This window comes from Paenibacillus selenitireducens, from assembly GCF_002021565.1.
Classification (GTDB): domain Bacteria; phylum Bacillota; class Bacilli; order Paenibacillales; family Paenibacillaceae; genus Paenibacillus_K; species Paenibacillus_K selenitireducens.
This window is the reverse complement of sequence record NZ_MSZX01000005.1, coordinates 221,163-234,223: the sequence shown is the minus strand read 5'-3', so window position 1 is coordinate 234,223 and position 13,061 is coordinate 221,163. Positions and strand designations below refer to the sequence as shown.

The following is a 13,061-nucleotide window of genomic DNA, read 5'->3' as shown; positions in this document are numbered from 1 at the left end:
CATCATTCAATAGACATCACCGATCCATAACATCTAACTTAGACATAAGGTATCATCGTAACTTCTCCGTCACTGAGACGGAATGTAACACGACCAGCAGGGTCCTTAATGAATCGTGTATATCGACCGATCACAATTTTGGCACCGCCATAAATCGTCTTCACGGCGTCGATTCTTGCGACCGTTGTATCCTCTAACGTTTTTTCAATTTCAAGGATACGTTCCCGCATATCAGATTGCTCTTGAACGGTTTGTTTTTTCGTCGAATTTAACTTCACGCGCATAGCAAGACGTTCAGGAGGCAACTGTCCGGTAGACGCTAACTGGTCTAATAACGTGAGTGCTTTCTCCGTCTTATCCAAGTTCTCCATACTGACACGCAAATGACTTCTTAACTCTTGCAATTCATTCCGCATCTCTGGCACAACACCGACTTCTATCGTCGTAGCCGTCGACATGGTATTGCCGATGGTGCGCGCAACGACTCGTTCCCCGGCTTGTATCGTCCCGCCAACGATGAGTCCTTTCGTTCCGCCGCAAATGACGTTTTTTCCAGCCCGAATCAAGGAATGCATAATACTCTGCGTGACCAGCACATCTCCGCCAGCCATGACGTTGCCATCTTGAATAAACGAGCTTTTTACATTGATTTTGGCACGCACATAACCTTTGTTCGCTGCAATAATCCCACCTGTAATTTCAATAGAACCGTCCGCATCCAATTCTGCGCCCTCTACGCCGCCAATGACACGTATATCACCTGCAGCTTTTACACGAAAGCCATTAAGGACGTTACCACGAATAACTACGGTCCCTATGAAATCGATATTGCCAATATTATAATCCACATCCCCATTCACTTCATAGACTGGAAATACATTAATTTTATCCTTATCCGTTGTGGCAATCAGTCCGTCGATGGCCGCATACATAGCTTTATTCCCGGGGTCAACAACGACATTCTTCCCCATCTTGAAACGGACTTCTTTCCCTTTCTTCGGTGCAATTTCCTCGCCCGTTACCGTCTTGCCTGGTGTACCGTCCGTTGGTAATGCTCTTTCTGCGATAAGCTGCCCTTTCAGCACGTTATTCAACTGAATAACCTCTTTATAGTTTACCGAACCGTCTTCTAACTCCATCGGCTTTTTGTTTTGATCAATCAGCTTCATCGAGTATTGAATATAACCATCCTTACCATTCACAGGTTCTGTTCCTTGTGCGATTAACGTTTCACTCTTCATAAATGCCTTTGGATTGAGCGAGATTTGCTGAACGGTCTTCGTAAATACACCAAAGACCACACGATGCTCTTTTAGAAATGATTCTAGCTGTTCTGAAGTAAATTGAATATCATTGAAGCCTTCATGAAAATGCAAATACGCTTCTAACCTGCTATCAGACAAAGAGATGTCCATGCATTCGTTCAAAGAGACTGCTTTTGACATAAACATTTCACCCTCCCCACATTCAACAGCTAGTTATATAGTAATTGACTTTTATACTTTTCTAGCGAACCGCGCAATCTTAAGATAGCTTTCGAGTGCAGCTGTGAAATTCGCGACGGTGATAGCGACATCACTTCTGCAATTTCACTAAGAGAAAGATCTTCGTAGTAAAAGAGTGATACGACCGTTCTTTCCTTCTCCGTTAGCTTCTCTATGCCCTTGACTAAGGACTCTTTCAAGAAAAATTCATTCACTTTATAGTCTGGATTTTTGGCCTTTTCATCGATAAGTAACGAAAGTCTAGTCTCAGACTCCTCATCCCGGATCGGATCTTCCAACGAACAGACACTCGTCACCGCAACATCCTGTAACATCTGGTGAAATTCTTTTTCGCTAATTTCTAGATACTGACTCATTTCAGCATCCGTTACGTTCCTCAAATATCGTTGCTCGAGCTGTTGATAAGCTTCTTCGATCTTTTTCGATTTTTCACGAACGGAACGAGGTACCCAATCGCCTTGTCGCAATCCATCTAATATAGCTCCGCGGACCCTCCATGAAGCATAGGTTTCGAATTGCAAACCTCTTTTATAGTCGAATTTCTCAATGGCATCGATTAGACCCATGACGCCATTACTCGCTAAATCATCTTTGCTCACATTTTTGGGTAATCCAATCGCTAGACGATTGGAGACATAATCAACGATCGGCAAATACTGTTCGATTAATTGTTTCTTCGCTTCGATCTGACCGCCGTCTTTCCAACTCTCCCATAAATCATAATTGGACAGATGCGACACTTTCGCTTCGCTCATTACATTTCACCCTCCTTAATCTTCTGTCAGGTGACGAATTGCTTTTGCCATTTGTTCGGGATCCTGTTCCGTAACTTTAACCAGCTTAGGCGGGTTTAACGGCTTAAATTCGGATGCGGCCGCTGCCTCTTCCTTCCCTGATTTAGGCTTGAGTAAATTGTGCAATTCCTCGGTCTCATCTGGCACAACAAGATCAAGTTGTTTGCCCAATGCTGCTTCATCTGGCACAGATGATGAGAGTTCTTCACTCTGCTTGCTTGCAAGCAATTGAGCAAGAATGAACCGAATGACATAGGCGATAACAAACCATATCACAAATGCATACAAGCTTCGCAATAGACTCGTTGTCAACAAATTATGCTGTATCGATAACAAAAACGTAATGACAAAACCAACAATAGCAAAACCAAAATTCCAGCGAATATTCCCTGTCATTTTCAAATTTCCTTCACACCAATCTGAACACTACGTATGTGCAATATTCCAGTCTGACAATTCATCTCAACCGTTCTTCCGTAATTCCCACCTGTATCCTCGGCAAGGAGCGGAATGGAGAACTGCTTCAGCATTTCTTTGCAATTCTCTACATTACGTGGTCCGATCCGCATCGTATCTGACATGGAGTTAAAGGCGAACATCTGCGCTCCACCTGCCATCTTGGCTACCAAGCGTCTACGTATCCCACCAAGCCTGTCTATTTTCTCTAGTAACATAGGGATCGCTGTATCTGCGTATTTCATCAAATTCAGTTGTCCTTCACGAGCCGTTTCAGAGGACGGTAACATAACGTGAGCCATACCCACGATATGGGCTGCCGGATCATACAATGTTAACCCAACACATGAACCTAATCCTGTCGTGCGGATAATCCCACTTCCTTGGACGACGTTTAGATCCGCCATCCCAACTTTCACAACTTGCAGATCTTCAATCATTCGTATGGTACTCCTAGTGCACGAAATATTTTCGCAAAAGACGGCGGATCTGGAATCAGAAAAAATTGCCCTTCCACTTCCTCGTCTCCTTCCAGAAACGTCGTGTCAATTAGAAGTGCTCCATCGCCCATTTGACCGAATTGTAGTAATCCAAAGCTTAGTATTGCTCCTGCCATATCGATAGCAAGGGCTGGTACGGTTGGTGTCATGAACAAACCTGTAAAATCTGCTAAAGAGGATAAATACGAGCCCGCTAGAATGTTCCCGATTTCGGATAACGCAGATAATTCCATCTCGGAATATTCATCTTCTGATCCAACCTGAAGTCCTGCTAAATAACGAAGTAATCTCTTCGCAGCATGAGGCTTCATAATGAAGAATAAATTCCCCGGTGCATCCCCCTCAACACGCAGAAATGTAGCAATAACGACTTGTTCAGAGCCCCCGACTTGATCTGCGATCTCATCAAAGGCTAGCATTCGAACAGCAGGAACTCCCATATCAATTGGTTTATCCACCAATCGTGATAATGCAGTTGCAGCGTGACCCGCCCCAATATTTCCGACTTCTTTCAGAACATCAAGATTGATTTCTGCTAAATTTCGAAAAATGTCCACCGCTTACTCCCCTATTTCCTCTAATTGAATAATCTCACTTTTATTTAAAACTTCAGGCAAGTTCAACATAATCAAGAGACGTTCATTGCTGATCTTCGCAACGCCGCGCAAATATTTTGCCTTAACCCCGCCAACAACTTCCGGTGGTGATTCAATCAAATCTGTATTCAAATCGATAACATCGTTCGCCGTATCTACAATAAATCCGACTTCCATATCCGCTACATTGACAATAATAATGCGCGTGTGCTCGGTATGCGCCGCTTCAGGCAGTCCGAACCGTCCACGCAAATCAATCACAGGAACAACGACACCACGCAAATTAATGACACCTTTTACGAAATCAAATGTTTTAGGAACACGCGTAATCGGGACTAAGCGTTCGATCGTCTTCACGCTATCCACTTCTACGCCATATTCCTCAGTACCTAATGTAAATACGATGACTTTAATTTCTTCTGCCATAACGAAACCCTCCTTGAATGTTATCTATCATTTACTTCACTAGTGCATTTGGATCAATAATCAGAGCGACTTGTCCATCTCCCAGAATCGTAGCACCTGAAATTCCATGGATGTTCGTTAAATACTTGCCTAAAGACTTAAGGACAATCTCACTCTGCCCGATAAAATCATCTACCATGAAAGCAGCAAGTCGATCGCCTTTGCGAATAACAACAACTTCCGTCGATTCCTTCTCTTCATCCGCCGTAGGGCAATCAAAGATTTCAGCAAGGGAAACGATAGGAATAACCGACTGACGGTAATCAATCATCTTGGTACCATGCACATGTCGAATTTGCTTGCGTTCAATGATGACTGTCTCAACGATAGAAGATAACGGAAGCGCATATTTCTCATCCCCGACACGCACAAGCATCGCTGAGATAATGGAGAGCGTTAACGGCAGTTGAACCGAGAACTTGGAGCCTTTTCCCCAATTGGAATCTACGGATACGTTCCCGCCCAAAGATAAGATCTTCGACTTCACAACGTCCAGCCCAACGCCACGGCCGGAAATGTCTGATACCTTATCTGCCGTACTAAAACCTGCGGCGAATAACAATTGATACACTTGCTCATCGGTCATCGACTTGGCTTCATCCGAGCTGATTACACCGTTTTTAATCGCTATCTTCAATACTTTTTCGCGGTTAATACCTTGTCCATCATCTTCGATTTCGATGAAAACATGGTTTCCACTATGGAATGCACGAAGCTGCAGCATCCCCGTATCCGATTTGCCAGCAGATACGCGATCAGCTATAGACTCTAATCCATGATCAACTGCGTTGCGCAATAAGTGAACGAGCGGATCGCCTATCTCTTCAATCACGGTACGATCCAATTCGGTATCTGCACCCGTAATCACGAAATCAACCTTCTTATCCAGTGATTTCGCTAAGTCACGAATCATCCGCGGGAAGCGGTTGAATACCGTATCAATAGGCACCATTCGCAATTTCAACACGATATTCTGCAAATCACCGCTGACGCGAGCCATATGTTCGACGGTTTCGGTTAGATCTTGGCTCTTCAAATCACTCGCTAATTGCTCAAGACGAACGCGATCGATTAATAGCTCGCTGAATAAATTCATTAATACATCTAACCGATCAATATCTACACGAATGGTACGAGACGCAGCCTGTGCAGAAGAATTTCCTCCGGCACTTGGAGTTCTAGCAGGTGTAGGTGTTGATGCTGGCGCGGCTGGTTGTGTCATAGGTATGTCAACCGTAACCGCTGTTTCTTGAACAGCTTGTTGCATTTGAGTAGTTGCTTCATTCACTTCATCATCTTCTTGACTAATGTGAATCAAGGTCTCGTTGTCGACCGGTAGAATATGTACGCTCTCAATTTCTGAGATGCTTGAAATTAATTGATGTAACGACGCTTGGTCTATTTTGGAAATATAATAAATCGAGAAGCTGCGGTCGAACTTCTCTTGCTCAATGTCTTGAACAGACGGGTTTGTTTTCACGACTTCACCGTTCTGTTCCAAGGCATCGAATACCATGTAGGCCCGAACACCCTTTAAGACACAATCCTCACGAATGACAACATCTAGATAAAATACAGTCAGACCCGTCTGAATCGACTGTTCTAGTACGGAATATTGGTACTGATCCAGGCGGAATCCGTTCGTCGTGTTCTGATTGCTAGCCGCAGCCGGTTCTACACTTGCTGCAGCTGCTTGGCCGTAATCACCGCGAACGATCGATTGTAATGCTTCGACAATGCTGGTTACGTCCGCATGACCTTCCCCGCCTTGTGTAATATCTTGAACCATGTTCTCTAGTGCATCTAAGCTCTTAAACAGCGTGTCAAAAATGAACTCATTCATTTTCAACTCATTGTTCCGCACCAAATCTAGTACATTCTCCATTTGGTGTGTCAAAGATGCGAGATCATTAAATCCCATTGTTGCTGACATACCTTTCAGTGTGTGAGCAGAACGAAAAATGACTTGTACAATACTGATGTCCTCTGGATTGCTCTCAAGTTGCATCATATTGTCGTTTAACGACTGTAAATGATCATTCGATTCGTCAATAAACATCGATAAATATTGATTCATTTCCATCCCTTGCACCCCCTCAGTAAAATCAAAACCCAAGTTACTTCACTACGTCTACCAATTTTGGTGCAATTTCTTGTACCGGTAAAATATGTTGTACACATTTTAATTCAATGGCGGATCGAGGCATTCCAAATACAACACAAGACTCCTCATTCTCAGCAAACGTTGATTTCACACCATGATCAAACAATGCTTTCATCCCTTTGGCTCCATCACTTCCCATCCCAGTCAACAACACGATATGTCTCTCTAACTCTTTCATGTCGAGCAAAGATTCATATAATATGTCTACGGAAGGTCGATGACCGTTACGAAGCTCTGTCTTCTCTAAATGAGTAACATACTTCCCTTTGGCTTCCTTGCGTATCGTCATGTGCCAACCACCCGGAGCGATGTAAGCCGTTCCCGGTTGCAATTGTTCACCATCACCAGCTTCTACGACATGGATCTGGCAAAACGTGTCTAAGCGTTGGGCCAGCGATTTCGTGAAATTAGCCGGCATATGCTGCACGATAACGATTGGTGCTGGAAAATCTTCCGGAAGTCCTGTTAGCACCTCTTTCAAAGCCCTTGGCCCGCCCGTCGATGACCCGATTGCAACAATCTGATCGAACGAGGTTTTCTTCATTGGATGAATGCTTTCCATCTTTGGTGTGGCTTTGAATGTAGGTACCACGGTTGCAGCTGTCTCTCGAATCACCTCAGTCTTCACATTTTTAAGATTCAACGTTTTGGGCTCATATTTGGGAATCGGTGATGTCGTTGTCGCTCGATTAGTAAACGTCGGTTTCTCTTGAATGATCTGTTTTGTTACAGGTGCTTTAGGCACTGGAGGAGGAGTGATTTGTCGTCTCCCCGCTTTGGAGCCTATAGCGGCTCTAAGCCGTTCTACTAAATATTCGCCTACTTTATGAATATCAAAAGAGATCGTTCCTGAAGGCTTTTGAATAAAATCAAAGGCCCCTAACTCAAGTGCTAGGATCGTTTCTCTTGCACCTTTCTCTGTAAAGCTAGATAACATAATCACCGGTACGGGATGTTTATCCATCATGATCTTTAGCGCATCGAGACCATTCATCACGGGCATTTCAATATCCATGGTAATGACATCTGGATTCAATGACTTGACCTTCTCGATCGCCTCCTGGCCATTTCTAGCCGTATCAATGATTTCAAACTGCGGATCTGAAGTGATCATGTCCGAAATATATTTACGCATAAATGCGGAATCATCAACTACTAGTACTTTAATCTTTTGCAATTAGGCTCAACTCCTTTGAAAAGGACTATTTCATAAATTTCATCATCCTGGTAAGAAATCCTTTTACTCCGCCTTCTGCGATCAAGCCTGGAGGTTGGCTTGAATTATTTAAGTACGCCTTCGCAAGCTGTTCGATATTTCTCGTGGAGATACAATTCGGAAATGCAATCGAGAACGGTACCTGTTTTTTCACCGCGCTAGATACGGATGGGTCATCCATAACATAGCCTAACGTGGGAATTGACAGATCTAAAAATTGTTCTGCGACCAAATTTATTTTCTTGGCCGTTTGATTGCCTTCCTGCTCATCCGATACACGGTTTACAACAAGCCGAAAATCTACTTTCGCGTTCATTCGATGAACGATTTTGATTAATGCGTATGCGTCCGTTATGGATGTTGGTTCAGGCGTTGTAACAACGATCGTCTCTTCGGCTGATAGAATGAAATTTAATGTTTCTTTTGATAACCCTGCCCCTGTATCAAATATAATGAAATCATACTGTTCAGAGATCATATTGACTTGTTCCGTAAAATAAATCAGTTCTTCTTCAGATAGCGTTAGAAGCTCTTGAAATCCTGATCCTCCAGCTATGAAATGTAAATCTTTGGGTCCCGTTAAAATGATATCATGGATGTTTTTCTCACGCTTTAACAAATGATACAGATTCACACGAGCATTCACACCCATTAGAACGTCGATATTCGCCATTCCCAAATCTGCATCAAATACTAATACTTTTTTCCCAAGCGATTGCAGAGCAAGAGCAAAGTTCAGCGTGAAATTTGATTTTCCCACCCCCCCCTTGCCACTGGTCACGGTTAGAATCCGAGTTGAATGATCAACTGGTGTTTGCACTTGTTTATAATTTCTAACTAGGTTTCTTAATGCTTGAGCCTGATCAACCATTCGTATGTTCTCCTAGTATTCGTTGAACAAGCTGTTCTGGATCAATGATGGCGATGTCCTCTGGAACATTTTGCCCATTCGTTATGTAAGAAAGCTTCAGATGATAGTCATGAATCACATTGATGATGGCTCCCATGCTTGCTGTCTCATCCATCTTCGTAAAAATCACTTTATCCAACTGATACTTCTGAAAATGCCCTACGATTTTCGCCATATCCCTATACTTCGAAGTAAGACTAAGGACGACATAGGTTTCGCTTGAATCCATAGGTTTCAACAGACTGTTCAGCTCCGACACCAATAATTCATTGCGGAAATTGCGACCCGCCGTGTCCATGAATATGAGATCGCAATGCTCTAATGATTTCATGGCACGCATGAAATCTGCTGGTGAATTCACAACCTCAAGCGGAATATTTAAGATCGTCGCATACGTTCGAAGTTGTTCCACAGCTGCAATCCGATAGGTGTCCGAAGTAATAAATCCAACCTTGCGCTGATGTCGGAACAGTTGCTCCGCAGCTAATTTCGCGATCGTCGTGGTCTTGCCCACTCCCGTAGGGCCAGCAACGTATACGACATGCGTTGTACTTCGTATCCCTTCTGGGGCCATCTCTTGGATCAACGTTCTCATCTGGTCTTTGACAAATGATCCAAAGTGATCTGCAGAACGTTCTTCGTCATTCAAATCTGTTAATTCTTTATATTGCTCCAGCCATTGTGTAAAAATATCAGCATTGATATCTTGTTCATCTAACAAAGCTAGAATCGGTTGAGCGAACTCATCTTCGTCGTTATTCCCTGATCGCTGTGACAACTTCGCCAAGGTCTCACGAACTTGGCGAAGCTCATCGAATATTTGGTCTTCTCGTGATGTTGTTTGGTTCTTCATTAATGAAGGAATCGGTTCTCGAGGTGAGGTGGAATCCGTCACAATAGGCTCTGATGGTCTTCTCATCTGACTCTCTGGCTGTGATTGCTGTTGAGCGTCAACAGGATCATGCTGATTCTGCGCTGTCCGATATGCGGTCGCTGCCGTCGACATCCGCGGAGTTGAAGATGCAGCTGCGATTAAAGAGGCAACAGCAGCTTCCTGAGCTTCCGCCGTACGTGGTTGTGATGGAGGTACCGCCCGAACAGGGCGTGACTCAGAAGATTTCGTCGGCGTAGACGTTTTGTCCACTGCAGCGACGACTTCAATTCGTTTCTTGCGGAACATGCCTAGAAACCCTCCAACATAGAGATCCTTTGTGCTTAGAATTACGGCATCATTGCCTAGATCTGCACGAATCTGCTGCATGGCTGAAGGCATCGTTTCCACAATATAACGTTTGATCTTCATAAGTTCACCACCCCTACACTTTGAATTTCTACATTTGGTTCAAGTTCACTGTATGATAGGACAGGAATGTCTTGCATCATGCGCTCAATGACTTGACGCAAGTACATCCGAATCGTCGGCGAAGTTAGAACCACCGGCTGATGTCCTGATTGAATAAGACGTTGTACTTGTTCAGTTAATTTCTGAAACACGAGCTGCGTTGAATTTGGATCAAGAGCCAAGTAACTTCCCTGATCTGAAGATTGCACGCTTTCCGCAATTTTCTTCTCGAGTGCAGGACCGACTGTAATGACACGTAAAGTCTCGCCCTGTGATGTGAATTGCTGCGTAATTTGTCGAGACAAAGACTGCCTTACATATTCCGTTAGTACTTCTGGATCTTTCGAATAGGTACCATAGTCAGCAAGTGTCTCAAATATAGTCACTAAGTCACGGATCGAGATTTTCTCGCGCAATAACTTCGCTAATACCTTCTGAATATCACCAACGGTCAACACATTTGGAATTAATTCATCGACAAGCACAGGATACGTATCTTTGACATTGTCGACCAACGCTTTTGTCTCTTGTCGGCCAATTAACTCATGTGCGTGTTTCTTAATAATCTCTGTCAAGTGTGTTGCCACAACAGATGGCGGATCTACGACCGTATAGCCTGCTAACTCGGCTCTTTCTTTGGTTTGTTCATCGATCCATAGTGCTGGAAGACCAAAGGCTGGTTCTGTAGTCTCAATCCCCGTAATCGAATCATCATCAAAACCAGGACTCATCGCCAAATAGTGGTTAATTAATAATTCACCGCCAGCTACGGTATTTCCTTTTATTTTGATGATATATTCGTTCGGTTTTAGTTGAATATTGTCGCGAATTCGGATAACAGGGACCACAAGTCCTAGTTCCAATGCACATTGCCGTCGAATCATGATAATTCTGTCGAGTAAATCCCCGCCTTGTTGAGTATCCGCCAATGGGATCAATCCATAACCAAACTCGAATTCAATCGGATCCACTTGCAACAGATTGATGACACTCTCCGGACTGCGGACTTCTTCAATTTGCTGCTCTTCGACTTGCAATTCATCATCAGCCTGCTGCTTCTCCATCGTTTTCTGCATTTTACGTGCCGCATATAATAGAAGAAGAGCAAATGGAAGCGTAGCCCATGGACCGATTGGCGTAAATAATCCTAAAACAACGATCGTACCTACGACGATATAAATAAGTTTAGGGTAAGCAAAAACTTGAGCACTTAAATCCGATGCCAAGTTGCCATCCGATGCAGCACGTGTCACGATTAGACCTGCAGCCGTCGAAATCAGCAAAGCTGGAATCTGACTGACCAAGCCATCCCCGATGGATAGAATCGTGTAACGGGAAATCGCTTCCCCAAAACTCATCCCATGAACCGCCATCCCGATAATAAATCCGCCGACCAAGTTGATGATCAAAATGATAATCGATGCGATCGCATCCCCTTTAACGAATTTACTCGCACCGTCCATAGCACCGTAGAAATCTGCTTCTTTTTCGATTTTGGAACGACGTTCTTTTGCTTGCTGCTCATTAATGAGTCCTGCATTCAAATCTGCATCAATACTCATTTGCTTCCCTGGCATCGCATCGAGTGTGAATCGAGCCGCAACCTCAGCGACCCGCTCAGAACCTTTTGTAATGACGATAAATTGTACGACAACGAGAATGAGGAAGACGACAAAGCCGACTGCAATTTCCCCTTGGGCAACCCATTGACCAAATGTCGCAACAACATGACCTGCTTCTCCATCCGTAAGAATGAGCTTTGTTGTTGAAATGTTGAGCGCGAGTCGAAATAGCGTTGTAATCAATAGTAGTGCTGGGAAAATCGAGAACTGCAATGCTTCCGTCGAGTTCATCGCAATGAGTAGAATCATGAGTGCTGTAGAAATGTTAATGATTAATAAGACATCTAGCAACCACGAAGGGATCGGCAGTACCATCATGAGCACAATTCCAATGATGCCGACAAGAACCGTAATATCTCTGACTTTCATGATTAGCGACCTCCCCTCCTAACGAGATTTGACTCTACCTTTTAATTTATAGACATAAGCTAGTACTTCGGCTACCGCTTGGAACAAATCTGGTGGAATCGTATCCCCGATTTCTGCTTGGGCGTATAGCGCTCGAGCCAACGGTTTATTCTCCATGGTAATAATCCCATGTTCTTTCGCTAACTCTTTAATTTTTAACGCGACGTAATCTTGCCCCTTTGCAATAATTTCTGGTGCATGCATGATCGATGCATCGTATCGAATCGCAACTGCAAAGTGCGTCGGGTTCGTAATAATAACATCTGCCTTAGGCACTTCCTGCATCATGCGCGATACCGCCATTCGGCGTTGACGCTCACGAATCTTCCCTTTTATCAACGGATCCCCTTCCATTTTTTTATATTCGTCTTTGATATCTTGCTTGGACATCCGTAAGCTCTTCTCATGCTCGTATCGTTGATACAAATAATCAAGCCCTGCAATCACCAATAAAACGGAAGCGATTTTGATGCCTAATCCTAAAGTGACGCTGGCAGCAAATGAGAATATTTGCGGTATTGTCGCGTGAGAAAGCTGTAATATTTCACTCTTCTGACCGATAATGGTTGTATACACAAGCAATCCAATGACCGTTAATTTAATGATTGATTTTGTGAATTCTACAAGAGATCGAGTGGAGAAAATATTTTTGAAACCTTTGATCGGGTCTAACTTACTCAACTTCATCTTGATGGGATCGCCTGTAAACAGAAATCCTACTTGAAGATAATTCGCTAACAGCCCTAGGAGGACCGCCATAATAAATATCGGTGCAAGAAATATAAAAATTTGCAGCGCCATTTGCCCAAAAAATTGCATGATGTTATCTTGGGTAAATGTCATATTCATACGATGCAGAAGGGGATCTGTAAATAGACTTAGTAGTCTTGTTTTGAAGAATCCTCCCAACATGAGTAAACACATAAAAGCGCCTAACAAAACCGAAGCGCCCGATATATCACTGCTTTTTGCGACTTGACCTTTCTTACGAGATTCTTGTCGCTTTTTAGGCGTAGCTTTTTCGGTCTTTTCTTGTGAAAAAAGTTGAAGGTCCAGTTGATAACGCAGTTCCACCGAGTTCCC

The 13,061-nt window shown here is 43.6% G+C and carries 12 protein-coding genes; all 12 read right to left on the bottom strand.

The genetic code is table 11. The features are described from left to right. Positions 1-38: 38 nt before the first annotated feature. From BVG16_RS14350 to flhB, 12 genes are read right to left on the bottom strand one after another with little or no spacing between them, the layout of a single operon-like run. On the bottom strand, positions 39-1,445 hold the full coding sequence (locus tag BVG16_RS14350) for a DUF342 domain-containing protein (protein WP_078499362.1): 1,407 nt from the start codon (positions 1,443-1,445) through the stop codon (positions 39-41). A gap of 29 nt (positions 1,446-1,474) precedes the next feature. Then, positions 1,475-2,260, bottom strand: coding sequence for a FliA/WhiG family RNA polymerase sigma factor (locus BVG16_RS14345; protein WP_078499361.1), 786 nt, complete (start codon positions 2,258-2,260; stop codon positions 1,475-1,477). 15 nt (positions 2,261-2,275) lie between these two features. Next, a complete protein-coding gene (locus BVG16_RS14340; RefSeq protein ID WP_078499360.1) occupies positions 2,276-2,695 on the bottom strand; it encodes a hypothetical protein in 420 nt (139 codons plus the stop codon). 2 nt (positions 2,696-2,697) lie between these two features. Then, the gene (locus BVG16_RS14335) at positions 2,698-3,195 is read right to left on the bottom strand and encodes a chemotaxis protein CheD (RefSeq protein ID WP_078499359.1); all 498 of its coding nucleotides are present in this window, start codon (positions 3,193-3,195) and stop codon (positions 2,698-2,700) included. Then, the gene (locus BVG16_RS14330; RefSeq protein WP_078499358.1) at positions 3,192-3,812 is read right to left on the bottom strand and encodes a chemotaxis protein CheC; all 621 of its coding nucleotides are present in this window, start codon (positions 3,810-3,812) and stop codon (positions 3,192-3,194) included. Before BVG16_RS14330 ends, BVG16_RS14335 begins: the two co-directional genes overlap by 4 nt. A gap of 3 nt (positions 3,813-3,815) precedes the next feature. After that, positions 3,816-4,277 (bottom strand): chemotaxis protein CheW, encoded by a 462-nt coding sequence (locus tag BVG16_RS14325; RefSeq protein WP_078499357.1) that lies wholly within the window; start codon positions 4,275-4,277, stop codon positions 3,816-3,818. Between the two features lie 31 nt (positions 4,278-4,308). Continuing rightward, positions 4,309-6,399, bottom strand: coding sequence for a chemotaxis protein CheA (locus tag BVG16_RS14320; RefSeq protein WP_078499356.1), 2,091 nt, complete (start codon positions 6,397-6,399; stop codon positions 4,309-4,311). A gap of 34 nt (positions 6,400-6,433) precedes the next feature. After that, positions 6,434-7,657 (bottom strand): protein-glutamate methylesterase/protein-glutamine glutaminase, encoded by a 1,224-nt coding sequence (locus tag BVG16_RS14315; RefSeq protein WP_078499355.1) that lies wholly within the window; start codon positions 7,655-7,657, stop codon positions 6,434-6,436. A gap of 25 nt (positions 7,658-7,682) precedes the next feature. After that, positions 7,683-8,567, bottom strand: a complete 885-nt coding sequence (locus BVG16_RS14310) for a MinD/ParA family protein (protein ID WP_078499354.1) — start codon at positions 8,565-8,567, stop codon at positions 7,683-7,685. Continuing rightward, complete coding sequence (gene flhF, locus BVG16_RS14305; RefSeq protein ID WP_078499353.1) at positions 8,560-9,909, bottom strand: flagellar biosynthesis protein FlhF; 1,350 nt, start codon at positions 9,907-9,909, stop codon at positions 8,560-8,562. The genes BVG16_RS14310 and flhF overlap by 8 nt, the downstream gene beginning before the upstream one ends. Beyond that, on the bottom strand, positions 9,906-11,939 hold the full coding sequence (gene flhA / locus BVG16_RS14300) for a flagellar biosynthesis protein FlhA (protein ID WP_078499352.1): 2,034 nt from the start codon (positions 11,937-11,939) through the stop codon (positions 9,906-9,908). Before flhA ends, flhF begins: the two co-directional genes overlap by 4 nt. An 18-nt stretch (positions 11,940-11,957) precedes the next feature. Beyond that, complete coding sequence (gene flhB, locus BVG16_RS14295; RefSeq protein WP_078499351.1) at positions 11,958-13,052, bottom strand: flagellar biosynthesis protein FlhB; 1,095 nt, start codon at positions 13,050-13,052, stop codon at positions 11,958-11,960. Positions 13,053-13,061: the final 9 nt, after the last annotated feature.